This window comes from Streptococcus sp. 27098_8_69 (assembly GCF_041432445.1).
Taxonomy (GTDB): Bacteria; Bacillota; Bacilli; order Lactobacillales; family Streptococcaceae; genus Streptococcus.
Window position 1 is genome coordinate 53,512 of record NZ_JAPVZO010000003.1, and the last position, 24,365, is coordinate 77,876.

At 37.9% G+C, this 24,365-nt stretch carries 28 protein-coding genes, 1 tRNA gene and 1 pseudogene; 4 read left to right on the plus strand and 26 right to left on the minus strand.

The genetic code is table 11. From position 1 onward, the window contains the following. Window positions 1-39 precede the first annotated feature (39 nt). Together O3658_RS02155 and O3658_RS02160 are read right to left on the minus strand one after the other, a co-directional pair. Complete coding sequence (locus O3658_RS02155; RefSeq protein ID WP_371559111.1) at window positions 40-1,128, minus strand: N-acetylmuramoyl-L-alanine amidase family protein; 1,089 nt, start codon at window positions 1,126-1,128, stop codon at window positions 40-42. 12 nt (window positions 1,129-1,140) lie between these two features. Then, window positions 1,141-2,379 (minus strand): caspase family protein, encoded by a 1,239-nt coding sequence (locus tag O3658_RS02160; RefSeq protein WP_371559112.1) that lies wholly within the window; start codon window positions 2,377-2,379, stop codon window positions 1,141-1,143. 92 nt (window positions 2,380-2,471) lie between these two features. Between O3658_RS02160 and O3658_RS02165 the strand changes: the two genes are divergently transcribed. After that, on the plus strand, window positions 2,472-3,326 hold the full coding sequence (locus O3658_RS02165; protein WP_371559113.1) for a helix-turn-helix domain-containing protein: 855 nt from the start codon (window positions 2,472-2,474) through the stop codon (window positions 3,324-3,326). 120 nt (window positions 3,327-3,446) lie between these two features. Here the strand turns inward: O3658_RS02165 and O3658_RS02170 are convergent. The 7 genes and pseudogenes from O3658_RS02170 to O3658_RS02200 form a co-directional block, all read right to left on the minus strand. Then, window positions 3,447-3,627, minus strand: a pseudogene (locus O3658_RS02170) (IS3 family transposase); the annotation flags it as partial. Between the two features lie 273 nt (window positions 3,628-3,900). After that, window positions 3,901-3,972: transfer RNA gene (locus tag O3658_RS02175), tRNA-Arg, on the minus strand. A 42-nt stretch (window positions 3,973-4,014) separates the two neighbouring features. Beyond that, on the minus strand, window positions 4,015-4,362 hold the full coding sequence (gene rplS, locus O3658_RS02180) for a 50S ribosomal protein L19 (RefSeq protein ID WP_001068669.1): 348 nt from the start codon (window positions 4,360-4,362) through the stop codon (window positions 4,015-4,017). A gap of 118 nt (window positions 4,363-4,480) precedes the next feature. Further along, on the minus strand, window positions 4,481-4,810 hold the full coding sequence (gene crcB / locus O3658_RS02185; RefSeq protein ID WP_371559114.1) for a fluoride efflux transporter CrcB: 330 nt from the start codon (window positions 4,808-4,810) through the stop codon (window positions 4,481-4,483). Next, on the minus strand, window positions 4,804-5,178 hold the full coding sequence (gene crcB / locus O3658_RS02190; protein ID WP_320692122.1) for a fluoride efflux transporter CrcB: 375 nt from the start codon (window positions 5,176-5,178) through the stop codon (window positions 4,804-4,806). The genes crcB (O3658_RS02185) and crcB (O3658_RS02190) overlap by 7 nt, the downstream gene beginning before the upstream one ends. Next, on the minus strand, window positions 5,175-5,441 hold the full coding sequence (locus O3658_RS02195; RefSeq protein ID WP_371559115.1) for a chorismate mutase: 267 nt from the start codon (window positions 5,439-5,441) through the stop codon (window positions 5,175-5,177). The genes crcB (O3658_RS02190) and O3658_RS02195 overlap by 4 nt, the downstream gene beginning before the upstream one ends. A gap of 115 nt (window positions 5,442-5,556) precedes the next feature. Continuing rightward, window positions 5,557-6,000 carry a flavodoxin gene (locus O3658_RS02200; protein WP_001162134.1) on the minus strand — a complete coding sequence of 148 codons (444 nt, stop codon included), beginning with the start codon at window positions 5,998-6,000 and terminating at the stop codon, window positions 5,557-5,559. Window positions 6,001-6,103: 103 nt separating this feature from the next. Here O3658_RS02200 and O3658_RS02205 point away from each other — a divergent pair, with 103 nt between their 5' ends. Together O3658_RS02205 and O3658_RS02210 are read left to right on the plus strand one after the other, a co-directional pair. Further along, window positions 6,104-7,039 carry a bifunctional oligoribonuclease/PAP phosphatase NrnA gene (locus O3658_RS02205; protein WP_371559116.1) on the plus strand — a complete coding sequence of 312 codons (936 nt, stop codon included), beginning with the start codon at window positions 6,104-6,106 and terminating at the stop codon, window positions 7,037-7,039. 96 nt (window positions 7,040-7,135) lie between these two features. Continuing rightward, window positions 7,136-7,378 (plus strand): type B 50S ribosomal protein L31, encoded by a 243-nt coding sequence (locus O3658_RS02210; RefSeq protein ID WP_000710764.1) that lies wholly within the window; start codon window positions 7,136-7,138, stop codon window positions 7,376-7,378. A gap of 45 nt (window positions 7,379-7,423) precedes the next feature. Here the strand turns inward: O3658_RS02210 and O3658_RS02215 are convergent, their stop codons facing one another. The 5 genes from O3658_RS02215 to O3658_RS02235 all read right to left on the minus strand — a co-directional run bounded on the left by O3658_RS02215 (window position 7,424) and on the right by O3658_RS02235 (window position 11,869). After that, window positions 7,424-7,744 (minus strand): heavy metal-binding domain-containing protein, encoded by a 321-nt coding sequence (locus O3658_RS02215; RefSeq protein WP_371559117.1) that lies wholly within the window; start codon window positions 7,742-7,744, stop codon window positions 7,424-7,426. Between the two features lie 342 nt (window positions 7,745-8,086). Then, complete coding sequence (locus tag O3658_RS02220; protein ID WP_001284633.1) at window positions 8,087-8,362, minus strand: HU family DNA-binding protein; 276 nt, start codon at window positions 8,360-8,362, stop codon at window positions 8,087-8,089. A gap of 106 nt (window positions 8,363-8,468) precedes the next feature. Then, window positions 8,469-9,305 carry a DegV family protein gene (locus tag O3658_RS02225; protein WP_049509469.1) on the minus strand — a complete coding sequence of 279 codons (837 nt, stop codon included), beginning with the start codon at window positions 9,303-9,305 and terminating at the stop codon, window positions 8,469-8,471. A gap of 181 nt (window positions 9,306-9,486) precedes the next feature. Beyond that, the gene (locus O3658_RS02230) at window positions 9,487-10,716 is read right to left on the minus strand and encodes a tetratricopeptide repeat protein (RefSeq protein WP_371559118.1); all 1,230 of its coding nucleotides are present in this window, start codon (window positions 10,714-10,716) and stop codon (window positions 9,487-9,489) included. Continuing rightward, window positions 10,706-11,869, minus strand: a complete 1,164-nt coding sequence (locus tag O3658_RS02235; RefSeq protein WP_281334925.1) for an AI-2E family transporter — start codon at window positions 11,867-11,869, stop codon at window positions 10,706-10,708. The genes O3658_RS02230 and O3658_RS02235 overlap by 11 nt, the downstream gene beginning before the upstream one ends. Window positions 11,870-12,078: 209 nt before the next feature. Between O3658_RS02235 and O3658_RS02240 the strand changes: the two genes are divergently transcribed. Further along, window positions 12,079-13,086 (plus strand): lactonase family protein, encoded by a 1,008-nt coding sequence (locus tag O3658_RS02240; RefSeq protein WP_371559119.1) that lies wholly within the window; start codon window positions 12,079-12,081, stop codon window positions 13,084-13,086. Window positions 13,087-13,128: 42 nt separating this feature from the next. Here the strand turns inward: O3658_RS02240 and O3658_RS02245 are convergent, their stop codons facing one another. The 12 genes from O3658_RS02245 to O3658_RS02300 form a co-directional block, all read right to left on the minus strand. Beyond that, a complete protein-coding gene (locus O3658_RS02245; RefSeq protein ID WP_000068038.1) occupies window positions 13,129-13,548 on the minus strand; it encodes a F0F1 ATP synthase subunit epsilon in 420 nt (139 codons plus the stop codon). A 10-nt stretch (window positions 13,549-13,558) separates the two neighbouring features. Beyond that, window positions 13,559-14,965 (minus strand): F0F1 ATP synthase subunit beta, encoded by a 1,407-nt coding sequence (gene atpD / locus O3658_RS02250; RefSeq protein ID WP_000094353.1) that lies wholly within the window; start codon window positions 14,963-14,965, stop codon window positions 13,559-13,561. Between the two features lie 191 nt (window positions 14,966-15,156). Beyond that, window positions 15,157-16,035 (minus strand): F0F1 ATP synthase subunit gamma, encoded by an 879-nt coding sequence (locus tag O3658_RS02255; protein ID WP_000301236.1) that lies wholly within the window; start codon window positions 16,033-16,035, stop codon window positions 15,157-15,159. Window positions 16,036-16,050: 15 nt separating this feature from the next. Beyond that, window positions 16,051-17,556 carry a F0F1 ATP synthase subunit alpha gene (gene atpA, locus O3658_RS02260; protein ID WP_049503616.1) on the minus strand — a complete coding sequence of 502 codons (1,506 nt, stop codon included), beginning with the start codon at window positions 17,554-17,556 and terminating at the stop codon, window positions 16,051-16,053. A 14-nt stretch (window positions 17,557-17,570) separates the two neighbouring features. After that, a complete protein-coding gene (locus tag O3658_RS02265; protein ID WP_049549329.1) occupies window positions 17,571-18,107 on the minus strand; it encodes a F0F1 ATP synthase subunit delta in 537 nt (178 codons plus the stop codon). Continuing rightward, the gene (gene atpF, locus O3658_RS02270; protein ID WP_315638980.1) at window positions 18,107-18,601 is read right to left on the minus strand and encodes a F0F1 ATP synthase subunit B; all 495 of its coding nucleotides are present in this window, start codon (window positions 18,599-18,601) and stop codon (window positions 18,107-18,109) included. Before atpF ends, O3658_RS02265 begins: the two co-directional genes overlap by 1 nt. A gap of 13 nt (window positions 18,602-18,614) precedes the next feature. Beyond that, the gene (gene atpB / locus O3658_RS02275) at window positions 18,615-19,328 is read right to left on the minus strand and encodes a F0F1 ATP synthase subunit A (RefSeq protein WP_000392856.1); all 714 of its coding nucleotides are present in this window, start codon (window positions 19,326-19,328) and stop codon (window positions 18,615-18,617) included. A 34-nt stretch (window positions 19,329-19,362) separates the two neighbouring features. Beyond that, entirely contained in the window at window positions 19,363-19,563 is a 201-nt protein-coding gene (locus O3658_RS02280) for a F0F1 ATP synthase subunit C (protein ID WP_001054552.1), read from the minus strand. Between the two features lie 229 nt (window positions 19,564-19,792). After that, window positions 19,793-20,104: a CHY zinc finger protein gene (locus O3658_RS02285; protein ID WP_000249454.1), complete on the minus strand. Its 312-nt coding sequence runs from the start codon at window positions 20,102-20,104 to the stop codon at window positions 19,793-19,795. 13 nt (window positions 20,105-20,117) lie between these two features. Further along, window positions 20,118-21,404, minus strand: coding sequence for a U32 family peptidase (locus O3658_RS02290; protein ID WP_000169115.1), 1,287 nt, complete (start codon window positions 21,402-21,404; stop codon window positions 20,118-20,120). A gap of 123 nt (window positions 21,405-21,527) precedes the next feature. After that, window positions 21,528-23,738 carry a ComEC/Rec2 family competence protein gene (locus tag O3658_RS02295; RefSeq protein ID WP_371559120.1) on the minus strand — a complete coding sequence of 737 codons (2,211 nt, stop codon included), beginning with the start codon at window positions 23,736-23,738 and terminating at the stop codon, window positions 21,528-21,530. Then, window positions 23,722-24,363: a helix-hairpin-helix domain-containing protein gene (locus tag O3658_RS02300; RefSeq protein WP_371559121.1), complete on the minus strand. Its 642-nt coding sequence runs from the start codon at window positions 24,361-24,363 to the stop codon at window positions 23,722-23,724. The genes O3658_RS02295 and O3658_RS02300 overlap by 17 nt, the downstream gene beginning before the upstream one ends. Window positions 24,364-24,365: the final 2 nt, after the last annotated feature.

A 24,365-nucleotide genomic window follows, 5' to 3' on the forward strand; every position in this document is an offset into this window, starting at 1 on the left:
CTAACTTTTTGGGGTCAGTACATTTTCTCTGTTTAAAATTTATTTCCAAGCGCCACTGGCATCTACATAGTAGCCATCTGGTGTGCGTGTATTGCTAAGCATATTACCAGATGAAGCCAGATAGTACCACTTACCACTATCTTTTACCCAACCTGTTGCCATTGAACCTGAATTGTTTAGGTAATACCAAGAGCCACCATTTTTAAGCCAACCTGTTGCCATTGAACCTGAGTCTTTTAGGTAATACCAAGAGCCATTATCATATAACCAATCAGCTGAAATCATAGCTCCTGATGATTTAAAGGCATACCAGCTACCACCTTGGTATAGCCATGTTTGATTAAACATAACCCCTTCATCATCCATAAAGTACCATGTTCCCTGATCATTGATCCAAGCATCTTTAACTAGTTGACCTTGTTTTTGATAGTACCAGGTTTCACCGTGATTATTTTTTACCTTTAGCCAGCTTTCTGCTTTTACAATCGGATAAAGTTCTCGGAAAGCTCCCTCACCCTTATAGGAATGACTGATAGAACCTGGTTGTACAAGTTTCATACCACCATATTCGTCTGCCCAAGCATAGACTTTTTGACCATTGACAGTTTCTGGTAAGGTAGCAGTGTAAGTCTTGGTTTGATAGTCCCATTTGGTATCAAGATAGGTGTATTGATCATTTGATTCTTTAATATGGTAGTAGCCTCTCTTTCCACCGTCATGATATACATCATCAACCACTTTAGTGGACCAGGTCTTTACTTCATTTCCGCTCTTGGCCTCTACCTTGATATCTCCTCTATAGCCATATGGAACATAGAAATTCAGATAACGTCCTTCTTCACCAATATTGGATCTATCCACTTCTTGAGCTAGGAAATTGACAGTCTGGTCTTGACCATCTAAAGTAACTTTCCACTCGATTTTCTCAGTTGTTGGCAAATCCAATGCTTTAATATCTATGTCATGGCCATTGTCAAATCGAAGAATTTTGCCATCTTGATATTGAACACCACCCTTAATACGCCATACCTCTTGTAGTTCAAAAGCTTTGGCAGATTGAGGGAGAGCCAGCATAGCTAAACCTGCTAAAGACAAACTAAATAGTGTGATTTTTTGTGATATTTTCATTTTATGAACTCCTTATTTTTTGAATAAAACAAATTGACTGTTTTCTGGATAAACTGATACATGTTGCTCTTCGTGAATTTGTGATGCAGCTTGAAGGACTAGAGGATAAGAGTATTGATACAGTTCCTCTAAAGTGATTTTTCCGTTAGTATTCGTGTCTGCCATAGGCGAAATAATTCTATTTTGAAGTGGATCCCAACCTGTACCCATTGCCCAGTATCTGGTGGCAAGACTACCTACTCCGACTAAACTATACGATTCTTCACCCATACAAGAGGCACATAGTACGAGGAATTTAGAATCAAGCATTTCGCCATTCTTGCTTGCTATATCTCCTGTTGAAAATCCTGCCAAAAATGCTTGTTCATCAAATCTTTTTTCAGACTTGGAGGCAACCTTTTTGTTTGGCTTATCTGCATCTATAATTGTTCCTGAATAGCAACAATCCAACATAACAACAAACTTACCTTTGTATTGTTTCAGTATAGATGCCAATTCCCAACCTGAAAATGATGTTTTACCGCTACCAATGGATATCGTCCCATCTTCTCCTCCATGACAGGTAAAGTAAAGATAGTTCACATCACTTTCGCGAGAAGATTCAAACAGTTCTTGCATTTTTGCAATAATCTCGGACTTGGTTCTATCTGGAAAACGAACAACTTCACTAAAGTTTTGGTTACTAAATACCTTTTCCATAGCATTAACATCTTCGATAGGTACTGCTCTCGTTGATGTTTCACCAAGAACTAAAGCCCGACGATTGATATTTTGATTTTCCCCACTATTAGCAAAGAAATAGGTATCATCTCCGATATTGTGCCAACCAACTTGCATATCACCACTACTAGATAAGTAATATTGTTTACCTTCGATAGTCTGTAGACCTGTTTGCATGACACCACTAGTATTTAAATAATACCAGCTACCAGAAACCCAACACCATCCAGTTTTCATAGCACCACTATCATCTAGATAATACCAGTTTCCAGATTCATTAATCCAGTCTGTCTTCATCCAACCTTCACTATCAAAATAGTACCAGGTGCCACCTATTTTTTCCCATCCATTTGTAGTATAAGAGCCATCAGAATGTTTATACCACCAACGGCTACCAGATTTTATCCAACTTCCACTTGACTTACTATAAGTCGTTTGAGAGGATGATTCTTGAGCATAAACTGGATTATTTGCTGGCAAGGAGGCTGCTAAGCTTAGTAAAGCAACTGTTGACAATAAAATTTTTTTCATAAATTTATTGTCCTTTCTTTTTTAATTTTGTATAATAATATCAAAAATTAAAAAAAGTGTTTTATTTTTTGCAAAAATGGAAGAGGATGAATATGGAAAATTTTGGAGCAGTTTTAAAGGATATTCGTATTTCAAAAAACCTTCGTCTTAAAGATTTATCATGTAATGAAATTAGTGAATCAACTATTTCTCGTTTCGAAAATGGTGTTACAAAATTATCCATTAACCATTTTTATATTCTGTTAAATCGTCTTGGAATATCATTTTCAGAATTTGAAGAATTGGTTCATTGTTATTATTCCAAAAAAGAATGTCTTTTTGATGAATTAGAACATGCTGTAGAGTCTTCAGATATATTTTTACTTCAAGAATTAGTGGAGAAAATAGAGTTAAAAGAAAAGCATGAAAAAAGTATATGCAATTATCACATAAAATTGATTGCTGAACAACAGATCAACCGTCTTGCAAACCTTCCTTATAATTCATCTAAATGCAATGAATTAATAAAATATCTGCTTTCTGTAGATACTTGGATGGAGTATGAACTAAAGATTTTCTATAATTCGGTGTTTTTTATGAATACAAAGACCATAAGCTTACTATATAGAATAGTAATCAAGAAAACACGACATTTTTTAAAAACGGATACCGGAACACATAAAGTAATTCCTCTATATTTATTTAACCTAGAAATGTTATTAGAAAATAATTTGTTAGGTAGCGCTCAATTTTTTATAGATGATTTAGAAAATTTACTTACTAGACAAGGATATTATTTTGAAAAGAATTATTTGCTCTTTCTAAGAGGTATTTATCTTATAAAAACTAATCAAATAGAGTTAGGTAAAAAAGAATGTTCTAAAGCTATGAGAATATTTAAGGAATATAATGACAGTGATACAATAAATAAATTAAACCAGAGATTTAAGCTAGATTTAACAATTTAATTGTTAAATGATATCGTTTAGAGATATAATTCCTAAAAAATTAGACAAATAATTTATCTATAAGATTTGGTTCTGCATTACACTGAACTAAATCTTTTTATTTTTAATATATTTGTTATTATATAGGCTTTTGTTAATTATTTCTTGTTTTAATTCAGGGAATAGTATCGATTCTTCCCTTTTTTAACGCTCTCTGTTCCATAACGATCAATTCACCTTGTCACATACCTTAGCCAGAAATATCCATACCAAATCTTTTTGAAAGCTGATTAAAGCTTTGTTCTTGTTTTCTTAATTCATAGAACTAAACCTTAACCTCATTTGTCAATTCCATAATAAAAATAAGGACATTCCAATAAAGGAAGTCCTTTTTAACACTACTATAAATCAAAGACATTTTCATGATCCATTTTATTCTATAATCATTGACCAAAATATAATTTTTGGTCAAAATTTGGTCAAAATTTGGTCAAAAAAACAAAAAATACTAATTTATTTTTAAAAATGAATTTGTGATGACTGCCTTTAAATAAACACTTTGCATATTCTTTGTCTTTCTTTACATTAGTAAAAATGCCCCCTGCAGGAATCGAACCTGCAACTACTCCTTAGGAGGGAGTTGTTATATCCATTGAACTAAGGGAGCTAGAGAAAAACTCTGCCGAATAAGCAGAGTTTTTTGGTCGAATTAACGACGGATTTCTTTGATACGAGCTGCTTTACCTTGAAGAGCACGCAAGTAGTACAATTTCGCACGACGTACTTTACCGTAACGAACAACTTCGATCTTTTCAACACGTGGAGTGTGGATTGGGAAGATACGTTCAACACCTACACCGTTAGAGATTTTACGAACTGTGTAGTTTTCTGAGATGCCAGCACCTTTACGTGCAATAACAACACCTTCAAAAATCTGGATACGTTCACGGTTTCCTTCGACAACTTTCGCGTGTACACGAACAGTGTCACCAGGACGGAATGATGGGATATCAGTACGAAGTTGACCTTCTGTCAAGCTTTGGATTAATGGATTCATTTTATTCTCCTATCTTTGTCAATCTTGAGGAATCTTCCTCAGCGGATAAACTGTATTTTTGTGCGTCCATTACACACAAGATACAGTTTACCAAATTTCTTAACAAAAGTAAAGCAATTTACAGTAAAATTCCTAAAAAAATCGCTACTAAACCACCCAAGTAAGTCAAGAGAAAATAGCTGAAAAATTCTTTTTTATCGCTCAACAGTCTTTGGAGTTCATCATTCAAGGTTGAAAAAGTGGTTAGACCTCCACAAAATCCTGTGGCAAGGATAAGATAGACTTCTTTAGACTCCACATGATTGTAAAATAAGCCGATCAAAAAACAGCCAAGTAGATTAGCTATGAGAGTTCCTAGAGGCAGTACTGAACCCTGATTATAACGTGAAAAGAAATAACGCACAAGGGCACCTAGTCCACAAGCAAGCGCTAGATATAATACTACCATTTCTTCCTCCCTAAACAATAAGCCAATAAAAGTCCACCACCAATGCTCAGAACTAGATAGATTACTAGACTTAGGTAAGAACCTGTATCCAGCAATTTCACGCCATCTAACATGAGGCTTGAAAAAGTCGTTAATCCTCCACAGAAGCCAGTTCCAAGCGCTAAAATGACACCTTTACTGCTTCCCTTATAAACCAAATAACCTTTGACAAGATAGACTAAGCAAAAAATCCCTAGATAGTTGACAAGAAGCGTCCCCCATGGAAAATCTGGACTGGCTGGCAACCATCTCGAAATCTGATATCGGACAAGTCCTCCTAGCATGGCAGCTAGAAAGATTCCTAATGGGTAAAATTGTTCTTTTTTCATTTGATGTTTTTATCCTGATAATCGCGCGAACGTTTGAGAATATCAAAAAAAGTCTCAACGATTGTCTCTTCGTATTTTTTATTGCTGACATGACTTCTGACCTTCTCAAAGATAGCTTCTTCTCTTTTAGTATCTAGAATAGCTTTTCCTGAAGCTTTTTTATAAGTCACTACACCCTCAACTAGATGCATTCTTTCTTCTAAGAGTTTTACGATTTGGTCATCAATTTGATCGATTTCTTGTCTAATAATATCTAAATCCATAGATCCTCCTTCATAATTTGAATCAATTTATAAAAAGCTTCTAAATGGGCTAGTTCATTCCTAGGGACAACTAACAAAAACTGCACTGACAACTTTCATCAGTGCAACTTCATGCTTATCCTACTTTAGCAGCCAATTCTTCTGCAAATTGTTCCAAGCGTTCGATATCTTCTTCTTCTGCAGAGAGATCCACTTTGACACACTCTGATCCCTTTTCAGCTCCTGTTGCTACAAATACACGATCAAAGTCATCAACAGCCTTACAGAACTCATCGTAGAAAGTATCGCCTGATCCTACCACACCGTAGATTTTGCCACTCAAGTTAAGATCTGCTAGGTCTTCGTAGAAGTCCATCATCTCATCTGGTAACTCTCCATCACCGTAAGTATAGGTTGCAACGATTGCGATATCTGCTTCAAGAAAGTCAGATGCGTCAACAGTTGTACACTCATCAACATCCACCTCTAAGCCCAACTCACGCAATTTATCTGCTACAATATCTGCAATTTCTTCGGTATTACCGGTCATACTGGCAAATACAATTTTTGCTAATGCCATATCGTCCTCCTCTATTTATCTTTCTCCATTATATCACATCTTTTTCATTTTAAAAATAAAAACTCTTATGCTACAATGAAATGAGAAAGAATAGAGGTTATTTATGGAAATTTGCCACCAAATTTTAGAGAAAATTAAAGCATACGATACCATCATCATTCACCGTCACATGAAACCAGATCCTGATGCCTTAGGAAGTCAGGTTGGACTAAAAGCACTTCTGGAACACCATTTCCCAGAAAAAAATATCAAGGTAGTTGGTTATGATGAGCCAACCCTAACATGGCTTACAAAGATGGATCAGGTAGAAGACAAGGATTATCAAGGTACGCTTGCTATCATCTGTGATACTGCAAATACCGCTCGTATCGATGATAAACGTTATACTAATGCTGAAACCATTATTAAAATTGATCACCATCCAAATGACGAAGTCTATGGAGATCTTGTTTGGGTAGATACCAACTCTAGCAGTGCCAGTGAGATGATTGCTCTCTTTGCTGAAGCAACTAACCTAGAATTATCTGACTACGCTGCTAAAATGCTCTGTGCTGGAATTATTGGCGATACAGGCCGTTTCCTTTATCCTTCTACTTCTGCTCGTACTCTTCGTATAGCAAGTCAACTTAGAGAACATAACTTTGACTATACTGAATTAACACGTAAAATGGATACCATGAGCTTTAAAATCGCTAAACTTCAAGGTTATGTCTATGATCACCTAGAAGTTGATGAAAATGGTGTCGCACGTGTCATACTGACTCAAGAAATTCTAAAAACATATCAAGTAACAGATTCTGAAACAGCAGCCATTGTTGGAGCTCCAGGCCGTATCGATACAGTTAATCTTTGGGGAATATTTGTGGAACAAGCAGATGGCCACTATCGCGTTCGACTTCGCAGTAAATTCGTTCCAATCAATGGTGTTGCAAAAGAACATGATGGTGGAGGTCACCCACTTGCAAGTGGTGCTAACTCCTATAGCCTAGAGGAAAATGAAGTCATCTATCAAAAATTAAAAAACTTACTGAAAAAATAGATAAAAAGCTTGCCAAATTTATCAGAATCTGATAGACTAGTATGGTAACAATCTATGGCTCGCAAAGAGACCATGGCAGAAAGGAAATATTGCAAAATGAAAAAAGATATCCATCCAGAATATCGCCCAGTTGTCTTCATGGACACAACTACTGGTTACCAATTCCTTAGCGGTTCAACAAAACGCTCTAACGAAACTGTTGAGTTCGAAGGCGAAACTTACCCATTGATCCGTGTGGAAATTTCATCAGACTCACACCCATTCTACACTGGACGTCAAAAGTTCACTCAAGCAGATGGACGCGTGGATCGTTTCAACAAAAAATACGGTCTCAAATAATCATAAAAAGAACAGTTCCGACTGTTCTTTTTTTGTTTCTTCAAATTAGGAGTCAACCACAACTGCTGTACCACTACAAGTGACCATTAGCATACCATTTTCAGCACCTAAAGTTTCATAGTCCATTTTTATACCTATAATAGCATTTGCTCCACGTTCACTTGCACGCTCCATCATTTCTGCTAGAGCTTCTTCTCTTGCTTGAGTCAATTCTCCTTCATAACTACTAGCTCGTCCTCCAAAAACATTACGGAAGCCAGCAGCCATATCTTTGAACATATTAACGCCAGCAACCACTTCACCAAAGACGATTCCTTTGTAGGCTAGGATTTTCTTGCCTTCAATTCCCGTAGTTGAAATAATCATCTTCCTTTCCTCCTAACTTCTTTTATATAATTGTAATCCCTTTCAATAACTCTGTCAAGAAATTCTATAAAGGGCTCAGTGCTTGAAAGAAAACTCTTCTCACCATCATTGTTTGCTATCTATTTAGTGCCAATTGTATGGATGGTGGTCTAAATCTTTTCTTTGCAAGCCTAACTTAAGATAGGCTTCTCAGCCTCACTATTCTTGCCGATAGTAGAGCTTAAAATCTATGACTGGTATAAAAAATACTGTTCTTTCCTGCCCCTTTTTTGCCCCAAAACTACAAAAAAAGCCTATTGACCAAGCTAGAAAGCTTGATACAATAGGCTTTTTCTAAATTCATTATTTAACAGCGTCTTTAAGAGCTTTACCAGCTTTGAATGCTGGAACTTTTGAAGCTGCGATAGTGATTTCTTTACCAGTTTGTGGGTTGCGACCTTTACGTGCTGCACGCTCACGAACTTCGAAATTACCAAAACCGATCAATTGAACTTTTTCACCAGCTGCAAGGTAATCAGCTACTGCTGCAAATACAGCATCAACTGCTGCTGCTGAGTCTTTCTTTGTCAATTCTGTAGCTTCTGCTACTTTAGCGATCAAATCTTGTTTGTTTGCCATGTTAATAATTCCTCCAAATATTTTCTAATTAACAATTACAATCATATCCTAAATTCTCTTGTAGGTCAAGTCAAAAACGCTATTTCTTGCTATTTTCTTTATTTTTTTAGGACTCGTATCTGACCAAAATAGCCCAAGCATTTTCACCTGTATGGGTCTGAATAATAGAACCTGTTTCAAGTACAGAGATTGGTTTTTCAACGAATGGTTGTAAGATTTCTTTCATCTCTTCTGCCCAGTCCCGAGTTCCAGAATAGGAAATACCAATTTCTGCAACAGAACGCTCTGACAGTTTTGAAACAAGTTCATCCAACCACTTCTTAAAGGTTTTAGCTCCACGTCCTTTAACGATTGGTTGCAATTCATCATCTTTCATCTGCATAACTACGCGGATATTTAATAGAGAGCTTAAAAGACCTGTCACTCGACCAATACGACCACCTTTAACAAGGTTTTCCAAGGTAGAAACACCAATATAGAGCTCTGTGTTCTTCTTTACTTCTTCAACATGAGCCACAATTGTCTCAATGTCTTGTCCTTCTTGAGCTAACTTAGCTGCTTCAACTACTTGAAATTTTAGGGCTTGATCTGTAAAGGAACTATCCAATACAGTCACATTAGCTGTTGACAAACTTGCACCCTGACGAGCTGCTTCGACAGTTCCTGATAAGGCATGAGACATATGAATGGCTAAAATTTGACTACCGTCTTTACTCAACTCATCAAAGATCTCAGCAAAGAGTCCAACAGGAGGTTGACTTGTTTTAGGCAGATTTTTACTCTCTTTCATCAAGCGAAGAAATTCCCCTTCTTCAAGATCAGCATCCGAATAAAGAACACTATCAATCATTACAGAGAGCGGAACGACGGTAATATTTAATTCTTTGACCACTTCTGGTTCAATGGTAACAGAAGAATCTGTTACGATTTTTACTTGTGTCATAATTCAAATCTTTCTATGTTTCACTTTTTGAGTGAGTTTTTCAATTTAACTATAACAATTATATCAAAAAAAAGCTAAAAATTCATACTGTATCTATTCATTTTTATGATGTAATTTATAGATTTTTAAATCTTTATTTTTATAAAAATAGTCGCCTGCTAAGACGACTACTGTTCATTTATCATAAACGTTCATATAAATCCTGCATCTGTATATCATCAGGAACTAACTTGAGATAACTTTGAATCTGGACTTTAGCTTCTTCAAATTTCCCAAGCTCACGCAAGAGAAAAATATATTGCTCCAAAAACTCTGGATTTCCCTTTAATTCTGGAAGCAATTCCTGATAAGATTCAAATGCCACATCCAAATCTTCAGTTTCTTGATAGCTCCTTGCTATCATCCATTTAGTTAAGAGATTTTCTGGCTCATAAACTTCTAAAGCTAAAATATCTTCGTAACGTTCCTGTTCTTGATATATGGTTGCTAGTCGCAAGAGGATTTCCTCTTGGTCTTCCGCATCTTCTTGAGCTTGAAGAAGATAAGCTTCCGCCTGCTCAGGTTGATGCAATTCGTAAGATAATTGTGAAGCAAGGAGTAATAAACGTGTTTCGAATGGATTTTTTTCCAAACCTTGTTGAGCTATCAGTAAGGCTTGCTCAGTCTGGTGTTCCTTATGTAGAGACTGACTATAACCATACTCATACCCTTCAAAATCTGGAGAAATAGTATCCAGCTGTTTAAAATATAAAACTGCCTTGTGATATTCCTCTTGATCAAAGTAAAGACTTGCTAATTCAAATGCAGTCTGATCTTCATAATCTAACTCTAAAGCTTTTTCTAAAAACTCTATGGCTGATTCAAACTTTCCAAGTCGAGCATAGGCAGCTCCAATTCGTTGATAGGTCGAAATCCCTGTCTGCTCATATATTTCACGATTATCCAGTTGAGCATAGCCCTTAATCGCTTCTAAATCATTTCCAAGTTCACTATCTATCTCTGCTAGCCCAAAAATCAATAAAGGATCATCAGAGTAATTAAGAGCTTCTAATAGCTTGTCGCGAGCTACATCCGTCAATCCTTCCATTTGATAGAAATCAGCCTTTAAAACAAGAGCAGATACATAAGAATCGCTATTGGGTTGAATTTCTTCTAGATAGGCAAATGCTTCTTCAATTTGTCCGTCTTCACTTGCGATACTAGCTAGATTGAGATTTACTTCTGGAAATATTGGAGCTAGTTTTTCATAGATTTGACGAGCTTGTGGATAAAAACCAATACTTTCTAGATAATAAGCCAGTTCCAGAAGAAGATCATCAGAGTCTTCTACCAATGCTTTTTGAAAATAGTAATCAGCTCTTGTTAAATCTTGCTGATCCAAAGCTTCAAGCATTTCTTGACTATTGCTCACCTTCAACCTCCTCTTCTAACTCATACAGACCACTAACTTTTTTATACCATTCAAAAATAGCTGAAATAACAACTTTGGCTGAAGCATAAACAGGAATTCCCAATAGGACTCCCCAAACACCAAACATAGAACCAGACGTCAACAAAACGAATAGAATAGTGATTGGATGGATGTTTAGTTGACTACCTAAAATCAATGGAGACACAAAACGACCTTCAATTGTCTGCTCTACGATAAAAACGATAATAACTTTCAAGAGCATAACTGGTCCAGCAATTAACCCTAAGACCAGAGCTGGTATCATAGCAAGGAAACTTCCAAGATAAGGGATAAGATTTAAGACCCCAGCAGTAATACCAAGAGTCACCGCATATCTCAAACCAATAATTTTAAAGAAGATGATAAACATAATTGCCACGATAATAGCAACAGTAATTTGTCCTCTAACATAGTTAGAAAGTTGTTGGTTCACATCCGTTAGAACCTTACCTACTGGTTCTCTCAATTTATTTGGTAAGAATTGAGTGATATGATTTCTCAAGCCTTTTCCATCTCTAAGGAGATAAAAGAGCATAAACGGCATGATAATTAGAGCGACAATGACTTGAGACGTTCCACTGATAATAGCACTCACCCAGTTCACAGCCTTAGAAGATATATTACTAGCCCAAGCAGTTGCTTGTGTTGAAAACTGAGCCAGAACCTGTTCCAGTTGAGGTCTAAAGTCATCTGGCAAACGCTTAGTTACAAGATCATCAATAACTCTATCAGCATCTTCGAGATAATTTGGTACATTTTGCGCAAAAATAACTACTTGACGTTGAAGATTTGGAATCGCGACAGCCAAACCAATAATCAGAAGTATAGCAATAATGACAAAGATAATACTAATGGCTAAGACACGATTTATCTTGTACTTCTCCATCAAATCCACCAGTGGGTTTAAGAGATAAAAAAGCAATCCTGATAAAATAACAGGTAACATGACCACTGATAAAAAATCAACGACAGGGATAAATAAAAAACTAATCTTACTTAAAATAAAAATATTGAGACCTAGTAACAAGGCTACCAAAAATACAGTAACAGCCTTATTATCTAAAAACCATTTAAAAAACCAAGATAAATTAAAATGTTTCTCTTTTTGTTCCATATATACTTCCTTTCCTTTGTCTTTTCATTATACCATTTTTATAGGGAATAAACTGTTTTTAAAGTGTTGAGGTGATGATTGAGAACTTTAACAAAGCGACCTTGCATTTTACTAATTTTATACTTAGATGTTTCATACTTTTTTCACTATTTTCTTCAGGTCTCCCAATTTATGATATAATAGAAACATCTTTATTTAGAGGTATAGCTATGATTGAAACAATTTATTTCGGAACTTACACACGTCGTTTATCCCAAGGGATCTATCAAGCTGATTTTGATACAGAAACTGGGCAACTATCCAATCTTAAACTATTTGCAGCTGAGCCAAGTCCTACCTATCTTGCATTTGATCAAGAAAATCACCTCTACACTGTCGGTAGCAAAGATGGTCAAGGTGGAATTGCTGCCTATCAAACTGATGGTACTTTGCTAAACCATGTTGTGACAGAAGGCGCTCCTCACTGTTATGTTGCAGTTGATGAGAAACGTGGCCTAGTATATGGTGCAAACTATCACAAGGGACAAGTTTTGGTCTATAAACGTAAAGAAGATGGTAGTTTAGAATTGGCTGATACAGTTCAGCATAGCGGTCATGGTCCTCATGAAAATCAAGCTTCTCCACATGTACACTTTACAGATTTAACACCAGATCAGTATTTAGTCACTTGCGACTTAGGTACTGATGAGGTTACTACTTATGATGTCAATCCAGAAGGAAAACTAAATAAGCTAACTACCTACAATTGTAGTCCTGGTGCTGGGGCACGTCACCTTGTTTTTCACAACCACTACAAGATTGCTTATCTCATCTGTGAACTCAATAGTACAATTGAAGTATTGATTTATGATGGTGTTGGTGCATTTGAAAAAATGCAAGTGATTTCTACTCTTCCTGAAGGATTTAATGGCTTTAATGGAACTGCTGCTATTCGTCTCTCACAAGATGGAAAATATCTGTACGCATCAAACCGTGGTCATGATTCTATTGTAGTTTACACTATTCTAGCTGATGGTAGTTTAGAATTGTTGGAATTCGTTCCTACAAACGGGAAAACTCCTCGTGACTTTATTCTCTCACCAGACCAAGAATTCCTCATCGCTGTTCACCAGGATTCTGATAATGCAACTGTCTTTAAACGTAATTCAGATACTGGTCGTCTTGCAGAACTTTCCAATGATTTCCACGTTCCCGAAGCGGTTTGCGTTACATTTTAAACATAAAAAAATGAACTTGATTCTCAAATCAAGTTCATTTTTTTATAGTTTATTTCCGACATTGATTCGGTTAATAGCACGTTGTAATGCAATCTTAGCACGACGCTCTTGGTCAATCAAGTGTTTGTCTTGTGCTTCTTCGATTTCACGTTCTGCACGAAGTTTGGCACGTTCTGCACGGCTAATATCGATATCACGAGCACGCTCAGCTGAGTCTGCAATAATGGTAATGACATCATTAGCAATCTCAATGATTCCTCCGTTTACTGCTATCCAGTTTACATGAGAATCATCATCAACTCGTTTAACTTTAACTTCATCAACTGCTAATACCGCAATCATATTTTGATGTCGTGGCAAGATCCCCATCTCACCATCCAGAGTTCGAACCGATACAAAGCTGGCATGGTGATCATAGACGAGGCCATCTGGTGTCACGATCTGGACAGTTAACTGAGCCATAGGTCACCTCTTAAAATCCCATTTTTTCAGCCTTAGCAATAACATCTTCGATTGAACCTACCCCACGGAAGGCATCTTCTGGGAGATGATCGTGTTTTCCGTCAAGAATTTCCTTAAATCCACGAACTGTTTCCGCTACTGGAACATAAGAACCTGGTTGACCAGTAAATTGTTCCGCAACGTTGAAGTTTTGTGAAAGGAAAAACTGAATACGACGGGCACGAGCAACCAAAGTCTTTTCTTCATCAGAAAGTTCATCCATACCAAGGATGGCAATGATATCTTGCAATTCATGGTAACGTTGAAGAACACGTTTAACCTCAGCCGCAACTGCGTAGTGCTCTTCTCCAACAATTTCAGGTGCCAAAGCACGAGAGCTTGAAGCAAGTGGATCAACGGCTGGGTAGATACCTAATTGAACCAATTTACGTTCCAAGTTGGTTGTAGAATCCAAGTGAGCGAAAGCTGTTGCTGGCGCTGGGTCAGTATAGTCATCCGCTGGCACGTAGATAGCCTGGATAGAGGTTACAGAACCTTTCTTAGTTGAAGTGATACGTTCTTGCAATTGACCCATTTCTGTTGCGAGGGTTGGTTGGTAACCAACGGCTGATGGCATACGACCCAAAAGGGCAGATACTTCTGAACCAGCTTGTGTGAAACGGAAAATGTTGTCAATAAAGAGAAGAACGTCTTGGCCTTCTACATCACGGAAGTATTCAGCGATTGTCAAACCAGTAAGGGCAACACGCATACGTGCTCCTGGTGGTTCATTCATCTGACCAAATACCATGGCTGTTTTCTCGATAACGCCTGATTCTTTCATTTCCCAGTAGAGGTCATTTCCTTCACGAGTACGTTCCCCAACACCTGTAAATACTGAGATACCACCGTGTTCTTGGGCAATATTGTGAATCAATTCTTGGATCAAGACAGTTTTACCGACTCCGGCACCACCGAAGAGTCCGACTTTACCACCTTTAAGATAAGGGGCAAGAAGGTCGATAACCTTAATCCCTGTTTCGAGGATTTCTGAAGAGGTAGACAACTCATCAAAAGTAGGTGCTTTTTTATGAATTGGTTGGCGTTCTGCGTCTTCTCCAAAAGGAGCTTCCAAGTCAATGGTATCTCCCAAAACGTTGAAGACACGTCCCAAGGTTTCTTTACCTACTGGTACAGAGATTGGACGACCTGTGTCCAATACTTCCATTCCACGAGTCAAACCATCTGTTGATTCCATGGCGATGGTACGAATCATACCATCCCCCAACTCTAAGGCTACTTCAAGGACGATTTTTGTTTTCTTTTCGTCATTTTTGTAGACGACAAGTGCATTGTTAATCTCAGGAAGTTTTTCCCCTGCTGCAAACAAAACGTCTACAACGGGTCCGATAACCTGAGCAATTTTACCTGAACTCATCTCCTTCTCCTATTCTATATAAGATACTATCGGTTCCTAGCTCAGCTAGGTCCTAATACTCTTCGAAAATCAAATTCAAACCACGTCAGCGTCGCCTTACCGTACTCAAGTACAGCCTACGGCTAGCTTCCTAGTTTGCTCTTTGATTTTCATTGAGTATAAGTTCATTTTCATACGAGCTGGACTAGACCCTATTCTAAGGCACTAGCTCCTGCCACAATTTCTGTGATTTCTTGTGTAATCGCCGCCTGTCTGGCACGGTTATACTGGATTGTCAAATCATTAATCACTTTTTTAGCATTATCAGTCGCAGTTTGCATGGCTGTCATACCTGCAGCATTTTCAGCTGTCTTGGCATCAATAATAGCACCATAAATCATACTTTCAGCAAATTGTGGTAGTAATTGATCCAAGATTTCTTCACGACTTGTTTCGAGGTCAAAGGTCAAGCTATAGTTATCATCTGCTTCATTTGGATCCAAGTCCACAATTGGAAGCATCTGTTCTACACGCATTTGACTTGTCAGTGTATTCACGTGGTGGTTGTAGCAAACATAGAGCTCATCGAAAAGTTCATTTTGATACATTTCAATCGTTTTTGTGATAATCTTACGAACTTCATCAAAACTTGGTTGGCTTGCAAGTCCACGCAATTCATAGATAGGTTGAATACCACGTGATTTGAAGAAATCGGCTCCCATACCACCAATACAGATGACTTCAAAATCATCACCTGAAGGATGGTATTCTTGCTGAAGTTCCATGACAGCTTTTAAGATTGAAGAATTATATCCTCCAACAAGACCACGGTCAGATGTAATGACGATATAGCCTGTTTTTTTGACGGGGCGACTGATCAACATAGGGTTAGTTGATCCGCCTGCACCATCTCCGTGGAGGATGTCTGTAACTAGTTTACGCACTTTTTGTGCATACACTTGGAAGTTACGAGCTGCTTCTTCAGAACGACCTAACTTAGCTGCAGAAACCATCTGCATCGCGTTAGTAATTTGACTAGTATTTTTTGTTGAGGCGATTTTTGTTTTAATATCATTTAGAGATACTGCCATCTGACACCTCTATTCTTATTGGAAGCTTGATTGATTGAGAAACTCAGTAATCGCAGCATCCAAGACTGCTTCATCTGGCAAGTCTTTTGTTTCACGAATGGTTTCCAAAATTTCAGGATGTTGAGCATCAAAGAACATATGGAACTCTTCTTCGAAACGAACGATATCGTCTACAGGAATTGTATCCAAGAAACCATGTGTCAAAGCATAGAGAATAGTAACTTGTTTCTCAACAGGTAATGGTTTGTGAACAGGTTGTTTCAATACTTCTACAGTACGACGACCACGGTTCAATTTAGCCTGAGTAGCCGCATCCAAGTCAGAACCAAATTTAGTGAAGGCTTCCAACTCACGGTATGAAGCAAGGTCGATACGGAGTGTACCAGCAACTTTCTTCATGGCCTTAATCTGTGCAGAACCACCAACACGAGATACGGAAGAACCCGCATCAATAGCTGGACGGATACCTGCATTAAAGAGACTATCACTTAGGAAGATTTGTCCATCTGTAATAGAGATTACGTTTGTAGCGATATATGCTGAGATATCTCCGGCTTGTGTCTCGATAAACGGAAGGGCTGTGATAGATCCTCCACCCAATTCATCCGAAACTTTAGCTGAACGTTCAAGTAGACGGCTATGAAGGTAGAAGACATCCCCTGGGAAGGCTTCACGACCTGGTGGACGACGGAGCAAGAGAGAAAGTTCACGATAAGCTACCGCTTGTTTAGATAAGTCATCATAAACGATCAAGACATGCTTACCTTGGTACATAAATTCTTCGGCCATAGCAACCCCTGCATAAGGTGCAAGGAAGAGCAATGGTGAAGGTTGTGAAGCTGACGCTGTCACAACGATTGTGTAATCCAAGGCTCCGTACTGACGAAGTGTTTCTACTTGTGTACGAACTGTTGATTCTTTTTGACCAATCGCTACATAGATACAAATCATATCTTGACCTTTTTGGTTCAAGATTGCATCGATAGCGATGGTTGTTTTCCCTGTTTGACGGTCACCGATAATCAACTCACGTTGACCACGACCGATTGGAACAAGGGCATCAATAGCTTTCAAACCAGTTTGCAATGGTTGTGATACTGATTTACGTTGCATAACACCAGGAGCTGGTGCTTCAACTGGACGAGTTTTGTTTGTGTCGATTGGACCAAGTCCATCTACTGGACGACCAAGTGGATCCACGACACGTCCAATCAAGCTATCACCAACTGGAACTTCCATGATTTTTCCTGTACGACGAATAGTATCGCCTTCGCGGATATCTGTAAAGTCTCCAAGGATAATAATACCAACATCAGTTGATTCTAAGTTTTGCGCCATACCATAAGAGCCGTTTTCAAAAATCAACAACTCTCCACTCATGGCATTTTCTAGGCCATGAGCACGCGCAATTCCGTCCCCGATGTAGGTTACAACACCAGTTTCAGTCACATCAAAATTGGGTTTGAAATTTTCAATTTGTTGCTTAATTAAAGCGCTGATTTCTTGTGCGTTAATTGCCAAAAGAACACCACTTTCTATTTCAAATTTTCCTTAACAACTTTAAGTTGTTGTTTAATACTAACATCAATTGTCTTGTGATTGGCGATAATAACAAAACCACCGATTAAACTATCGTCGATTTCTTCTTTAATGCTACGCACTTTTAAAGACATCTTTTTCTCTATAATTGGAAGCAAACGTTCTTTTTGTTCATCCGTTAGAGGATGAGCAGACATAATCGTTACTTCAAAACGATTCGTTTCTCTCTCAAGACGGTTTAAACAATCTACAATCACATCATAAAAAAGATTTGATCGATGATTGTACAACAGAACTTGAATGAAGTTTTGTAATAATGGCGATGCAGAATCTTGGAAATAACTGACTGTTTTTTCCTTGTCAGACTCATCAACATCTACCTGAGCCAAAAAAGAAGGCAAGTCTGTTTCTTCAGCGACTTGCTTAATCTGGGTCAAGTCTGAGAAGATAGAATCTTCTTCTCCTTTTTCAATCACCAATTGGACAAAAGGCATGCTGTATTTTTCAATTACCTTTACTGTCTTTTTGTCCATTAAGCTTCTCCTAGCTGATCGATATACTGATCAATGAGTTCTTTATGGGCATGACCGTCAAGGTTTTGTGAGATAATTTTTCCAGCTAGACTAACTGTCAAATCTGCTACCTCACCTTTAACGCTTTGTAAAGCCTCAGCTTTGTTTTGCGCAATTTCTTGGTTAGCTTTTTCTTTCAAGCGGCCAGCTTCTAGCTTAGCTTCAGCCAGAATATCTGATTTGCTCTTTTCAGCTGTCTCCTTAGCATTTTCGATGATAGTTTTAGCTTCACTTCGGCTACCTGCTAATTCATCTTCACGCTTTTGAGCAAGAGTTTCTGCTTTTTGACGAGCTTGTTCAGCACCATCAATATCAGCAGCAATCTTTTCAGCGCGTTCTTCGAAGACACTTGTCAAGTTTGACCATGCGAATTTTTTGACTAAGACGATCAAAAGGATAAAAGAGCCAGCAATTAAAATAAAGTTACCAATCAATTCACCTACTGTTACGTGCATCATTTACTCCTTTCTACTCTTCATCATTAATTTTATTTCCTAGATACATAGAAGACAAGACTGTGAATACATAGGCCTGAACACAGGAAATAAACACAGAAAATGCCGTCCAGACAAGATTGGTAACAAATGCGACTGGATACCAATAAAGAGCCTGATGAGAAAGAGTAATAAGCAAGCTTGCCATCACTTCTCCGGCAAAGATATTCCCGAACACCCGCAAAGCAAGTGATAGGAAATTCGTGACTTCTTCAAGGAGATTCATCGGTGTCATGAAACCTGGGGTTACAAAACCTTTTAGATATTTTTTAACACCGCGACGACGAATTCCTTCAATATGGGTCATCAGGATAATTCCGAATGACAAGGCCAAGTCAAACTGGAGATTTGCTGTTGGCGATGTCCAAAGGTTTGTCCCATCTGTAGTTTGAAGTTTCGCCATCAAACCAAGATTATTTGCGATAACCATAAAAAGAAATAAACACAAGTAAAAGAGTGAGTAATCTTTCATGTACCGTGAACCTACGTTAGGTTCTGTAAATCCGACAACAAAGTCATAGAGATACTCGAGTACATTTTGCTTTCCTTTGGGTTTTACAGTCATATTGCGACTTGCCCAATAGATAAAGCCAAAAATAAGTGCCACAGACAACAAAGTCAGTGCTGTCAAGGTTAAATCAAAGGTAACAGGACCAATATTGATGGTTGGATTGATACTTTCTTCCATCTAGAATCCTCCCTTTTCCATTTTATACTTCTCTTTATTTGATGATAAATGAAAATACGAGAGTTACAAAGAATGTTCCTTCGATAAAGGCAATCCCCATGATCATCAAACTACGCAATTGAGGGATGATATCTGGTTGGCGTGCTGCAGATTTGAACAAACCGTTCATCAAAAATCCTTCTGCAAGAGATACACCCATACAGGCAAGACATAGACCGAAAAATGTTAAATTCATGACGAATTCTCCTTTTTTAAATTAAATTTACTTCCCTAGTTTAGTCCTAAAATTTGCTTTTGTCAACTCTTTACTAGCATTGAAAGCGTTTCTAATCATTTATTTCTATTTTTATGATTTTCAAGACAATTATATAGAAAATTTTAATGTCTTTTCAGGTTATTTTTCTTATCTTTCCTATTTTTCTGAAAAGAAAAATCCAAGTTTCAAAACCTGGATTTATCGTTTCTTATTTAAAATAATAGGAATGGTGGCTCTGGCAAGCTAGATTAAAGAGTGCTGCACAATAAGGACAGCTCCCCTTTTCTCTATACTCCTCATAAGTTAGGTTCTTCTTACAGGAACCACATAAGATAGGTTTATCCTCTTTTAGATTTAAAGGATAAGGAGAAAATGTGTGCGACTCTAGTTCATTGTGACACTGATAACAGGCATAGTATTTCTGACACTCATAACACTGGAGCGCTACGATATCTTTATCACTATGGTAATGAACACATCTGCTTTCATTATCTACTAGTAATCCATGAGCTTGAACCATTGACTTTCCTTATCTATGCACGAACTGTGACGCTGGTTCCATCTTCTTTGTAAAGATTGATCAAGCCTTCTTTCAAAGCACGGACCATATCACCTGCTTGTACTGGTTGTGGAACCTTGATGGTTAAAAGTTCCATTGGGTTTGGTGCACGGTCAATTTTATTTCCTTTAGCATCATGAAGGTCTTCGATATAAGTTTCAAAATGACGGAAACCTGGACCGTAAAACTCAACTTGGTCACCTTCGTTGATAACGTTACGTTGGCGAATAGTTGCTGTTTGTGTCGCATCATCATAAGCTACTACTTCAGCAACAAACTTGTATTCTGGAATCTTACGGCGTGCTCCGAATAGTTGTTCGTTTTCGGATGGTGTTCCGTAGTAGAAACCTGTAGCCAATTCACGTTGGGCAACCTTCCACATTTCATCAATCAAGTCTTGTTTAATAGCTTCAAACTTTTCAGGACTTTCAAGGTAGGCATCAACGGCAGCCTTGTAGCAGTTTGTCACTGTTGAAACATAGTGAATAGACTTCATACGACCTTCAATCTTCAAACTATCCACACCATTTTCAATCATATCTGGGATATGGTCAATCATAGACATATCAACAGCTGACATTGAAAATTCTTCAGGAATTTCTCCCTTGAGACTCTTACGTTCTTTACCAAATGGCATATCGTATAGGTCGTACTTCCAACGGCAAGACTGTGAACATCCACCACGGTTGGCATCACGCATACTCATGTGGTTAGAAAGGGTACAACGCCCAGAGTAAGAAATACACATAGCTCCGTGGACAAAGGCCTCAATCTCCACGTCTGTACGTTTACGAATTTCTGCCAGTTCTTCCATGGAAACCTCACGCGCCAATACGACTCGAGTCAAGCCAAGTTCTTTCCAGAATTCTAGAGTTTCATAGTTGGTCGCACTAGCTTGGGTTGAAAGGTGGATTTCAAGTCCTGGTGCTTCTGTTGCTGCAATCATAATCAAGGCTGGATCTGAAACGATAACCGCTGCAATACCAATGTCACGTAACTTACGGAACCACTCACCAGCGCCCTCTTCATTTCCTTCGTGCATAACCATGTTGGCAGCCACATAGACTTTAGCTCCATACTTAGCCGCAAACTGGACTCCTTCTTCCATTTGTTCGAAAGTGAAGTTTCCCGCACGGCTACGTAGACCATAGGCCTGACCACCGATAAAGACAGCATCTGCTCCGTATTGAACAGCTACTTTTAGTTTTTCTAGTGTTCCTGCAGGTGATAGAACCTCAGGACGTTTCAAAGTTTTTGTCATTTTTTCTCCTATTTGCAATATAAAAGTTTGACACCAATCTTAACTATTTTATAGTAAACAGGATTCAAAATCAAGCCTTGAATGATTGTTTAGACAATTTTAATGTTATTCTCTCTCATGAGTTCAGCGAACTGTTTCTATTTGCCAAGAACGCCAACCTTTAAAACGAATAGCTCCCTTTTGGTCCGTTTGGTAAATCGAATTCTCAAGTTCTCGGTTACTTTCCCCATTTTTTTCTTTGAATTTTTTCTTCTTGTCTACCGAAATGACCGTGATTTTAGGGTGTACATTTTTGAAGATTTCGATATCTGTCTTTTTCTTCGATGCTTGCTGATGAGTTATCACTACATCTGCTTGGATTTTTGGATAAGACTTGGTTAAGAACTTCTCCTCTATATTTCCAGTAACTAGAAAGGTTTGCTTTAGTAACTTTCCATACAAGACCATTGAGTCCTTTTCATCGCTATTTTGGCTAGTGATTACTTCCAAACTACTCCCAAAAATAAACAACTGCTGTCCTGTTTTGATAGCAGCTACCTTGACTTTGCTTTCCTTCAACTTATCCATGAATTCTCTCTGTGATAGAGTTTCTTCAGTTACTAGAATCTCTCTAAGCTGGAAGGCTTTACTGATTTCTAACACATGATCTAACTGCTTAGTATCACTAGTCGTCAGAATCAACTGATCAATCTTGGCCACTCCTCGACTTTTCAGATAAGGAATTAAACTACGTTTGGCATTACTGGTAATAACTTTCTCCTGCCAGACTTCTTTCTTTTCAACTGCTAGCTTTTCACCAACATCCAGTAGTATGGTCTTTCCTGTCATGTCTCTTAGGAAAATGCTTCGTCCCTGTTCCATATCTAGGACTGTGATTTCATTCTCCAGTGGATGTTTGGTTACTAAAAAGAATGAGATGGCAACTATGACAAGCATAGATAGTTTTTTTAAATTCTTTCGATAGTCATAGATGAGAGCTAAAGTAATCAAAAGAAGGATTAAAATCCAAAGACTCGGCTGACCAAAAACAAGAGGCCTCGTAGATAGCTGAGAAATATAGCGTATGATGTTTTCTAGCCATTCAAAGAGAAAGTTGAACTGGGTGATGGGATATATAAATGACAGACAGAAGAGAATCGATAAAAGTGGCAATAGGACCATGTCAAACAAGAATGAAAAGACAAATGTCAAGAGAATGGACCACGGTTGAAATTCTGAAAAATAAAAAGATAGAATTGGCAGAATTCCCAAAGAAATAATACAACTCTCTCTAACCAGTCCTTTTATCCCTGCTACTTCCTCACCAGTCATTGTCAGGATAAAGGCATAAGCACAGGAAAGAACTCCCCCAGCAGTTAAGAAAAAGTTAGGCATGATAAGAAATAGAATAAGAATCGTTAAAGCAAAATTATCCAGTGACTTAAAGCCATGCTGAGCCAATAGCTTTTGTAGAAGACTTCTAATCACAGATGCTGAAAATCCTGTCAAGCCTGCATAGACTAAGGAAAAGGGATAGGCTAGCCATTTGACCTTCTCTTGCGTCAAGCCCAATCGCAAGAGTGACTTTTTAAAAGCATTCATGAAAAATCCGACCTGCATTCCAGACAAAGCAAAAAGATGAATAATCCCTAGGCTGGAATAAAGTTCGTTCATTTCCTCAAAGTCTGTGTCCAAATGCCCCAATAAAAGACCGGTCATATAGTTGCGCATGGGATCGGGAAAATTCCTTTTTATCCAGACAACTGCTTTTCTCCGCAAACTTGATAGATTTTCTCCAATATCCCAACTGGAAATTTGCTTTAATTCCACAATTTCGGATATGGTTAAGGTCTGATAAATTCCTTGCGTTTTGAGATAGTTTCGATAATCAAAACCCGCAAAATTACTGGCTCCTTGAGGACTAGCTAACTTGCCTTTCACAACCATTTCATGCAAATCAGACAACTGCTGAAATTTTTCTTTTTCAGCTTCTGACTGGAGTTTATAATAGACCTGAAAGAGTCTGCCCTCAGCCTTGCCACGAAAAGATAAGCTATCTCCATTTACCTTGATGGTATCCGGTAATATTCGCACTGTATCAACCGTGTCTAGAAGATTCCGACTGGCTTCTTCTTGCTGCCATTTTTGAAATAAAAACCAACTCCCAAAAAGTCCACAAATCAAGAGGACCTTGGTTACCGTCTTCCATGGAAATTGGAAAAAGAGGCAGACTAGTAAAAAGACAAAGCCCAAAAGTGCTAAGACACTCGCTGAAAAGATAGCATAGTAGAGCCATAGCAAAAGAAAACTGAGATAGATTTTTGGAATTGGAAAACGACTAATCCACTGTAACATATTCTTTTAACTTTTCTATCGTTTTTGCACCGATACCAGAAACCTTTTTGAGCTCATCAACTGACTTAAACTTACCGTTAGACTCACGATGGTCGATGATATCTTGAGCACGTTTAGCACCTAAGCCTTTGACTTGTTTCAGTTCCTCTAAACTGGCTTTATTAAGATTGACTTTCTTATTTTCTTTGGTGTTGGAAGCACTTGATTGCGTTTCTTGACTGGTAGCTTCTTCCTTAGTTGGAACATAGACAAGTGCTTCGTCACTAATTTTCTGAGCACGATTGATAGACTTACTGTCTGCATTATCTGTCAAGCCACCAGCTTTTTGAACAGCATCATTGATTCGACTTCCAACTGGCAAATCATAAATTCCTGGCGATTTAACAGCGCCTTTGACATCGACAGTAATCAAATCTTGCTCCACTACTTCTTCCTTCTGATTTCCATCTTCTTTTTCATCCGTCGAATCCTTTGGAACAGCTGTAACTTCAGACTGTAAATTACTTTCCTTAGCAGGTGTTTGAGCAACTGGTTTTAGGAGGAAAAATCCACCCAAGACCAAACCCAAACTAACACAGATAACAATGATTTTATATTCTTTAATTTTCTCAATAAGTTCTTCCATAT

Coding starts and splice junctions, on each gene's coding strand:
- O3658_RS02155 (WP_371559111.1), bottom strand. CDS start 1,128: ATGAAAATATCACAAAAAATCACACTATTTAGTTTGTCTTTAGCAGGT.
- O3658_RS02160 (WP_371559112.1), bottom strand. CDS start 2,379: ATGAAAAAAATTTTATTGTCAACAGTTGCTTTACTAAGCTTAGCAGCC.
- O3658_RS02165 (WP_371559113.1), top strand. CDS start 2,472: ATGGAAAATTTTGGAGCAGTTTTAAAGGATATTCGTATTTCAAAAAAC.
- rplS (WP_001068669.1), bottom strand. CDS start 4,362: ATGAATCCATTAATCCAAAGCTTGACAGAAGGTCAACTTCGTACTGAT.
- crcB (WP_371559114.1), bottom strand. CDS start 4,810: ATGGTAGTATTATATCTAGCGCTTGCTTGTGGACTAGGTGCCCTTGTG.
- crcB (WP_320692122.1), bottom strand. CDS start 5,178: ATGAAAAAAGAACAATTTTACCCATTAGGAATCTTTCTAGCTGCCATG.
- O3658_RS02195 (WP_371559115.1), bottom strand. CDS start 5,441: ATGGATTTAGATATTATTAGACAAGAAATCGATCAAATTGATGACCAA.
- O3658_RS02200 (WP_001162134.1), bottom strand. CDS start 6,000: ATGGCATTAGCAAAAATTGTATTTGCCAGTATGACCGGTAATACCGAA.
- O3658_RS02205 (WP_371559116.1), top strand. CDS start 6,104: ATGGAAATTTGCCACCAAATTTTAGAGAAAATTAAAGCATACGATACC.
- O3658_RS02210 (WP_000710764.1), top strand. CDS start 7,136: ATGAAAAAAGATATCCATCCAGAATATCGCCCAGTTGTCTTCATGGAC.
- O3658_RS02215 (WP_371559117.1), bottom strand. CDS start 7,744: ATGATTATTTCAACTACGGGAATTGAAGGCAAGAAAATCCTAGCCTAC.
- O3658_RS02220 (WP_001284633.1), bottom strand. CDS start 8,362: ATGGCAAACAAACAAGATTTGATCGCTAAAGTAGCAGAAGCTACAGAA.
- O3658_RS02225 (WP_049509469.1), bottom strand. CDS start 9,305: ATGACACAAGTAAAAATCGTAACAGATTCTTCTGTTACCATTGAACCA.
- O3658_RS02235 (WP_281334925.1), bottom strand. CDS start 11,869: ATGGAACAAAAAGAGAAACATTTTAATTTATCTTGGTTTTTTAAATGG.
- O3658_RS02240 (WP_371559119.1), top strand. CDS start 12,079: ATGATTGAAACAATTTATTTCGGAACTTACACACGTCGTTTATCCCAA.
- O3658_RS02245 (WP_000068038.1), bottom strand. CDS start 13,548: ATGGCTCAGTTAACTGTCCAGATCGTGACACCAGATGGCCTCGTCTAT.
- atpD (WP_000094353.1), bottom strand. CDS start 14,965: ATGAGTTCAGGTAAAATTGCTCAGGTTATCGGACCCGTTGTAGACGTT.
- O3658_RS02255 (WP_000301236.1), bottom strand. CDS start 16,035: ATGGCAGTATCTCTAAATGATATTAAAACAAAAATCGCCTCAACAAAA.
- O3658_RS02265 (WP_049549329.1), bottom strand. CDS start 18,107: ATGGACAAAAAGACAGTAAAGGTAATTGAAAAATACAGCATGCCTTTT.
- atpF (WP_315638980.1), bottom strand. CDS start 18,601: ATGCACGTAACAGTAGGTGAATTGATTGGTAACTTTATTTTAATTGCT.
- atpB (WP_000392856.1), bottom strand. CDS start 19,328: ATGGAAGAAAGTATCAATCCAACCATCAATATTGGTCCTGTTACCTTT.
- O3658_RS02280 (WP_001054552.1), bottom strand. CDS start 19,563: ATGAATTTAACATTTTTCGGTCTATGTCTTGCCTGTATGGGTGTATCT.
- O3658_RS02285 (WP_000249454.1), bottom strand. CDS start 20,104: ATGGTTCAAGCTCATGGATTACTAGTAGATAATGAAAGCAGATGTGTT.
- O3658_RS02290 (WP_000169115.1), bottom strand. CDS start 21,404: ATGACAAAAACTTTGAAACGTCCTGAGGTTCTATCACCTGCAGGAACA.
- O3658_RS02295 (WP_371559120.1), bottom strand. CDS start 23,738: ATGTTACAGTGGATTAGTCGTTTTCCAATTCCAAAAATCTATCTCAGT.
- O3658_RS02300 (WP_371559121.1), bottom strand. CDS start 24,363: ATGGAAGAACTTATTGAGAAAATTAAAGAATATAAAATCATTGTTATC.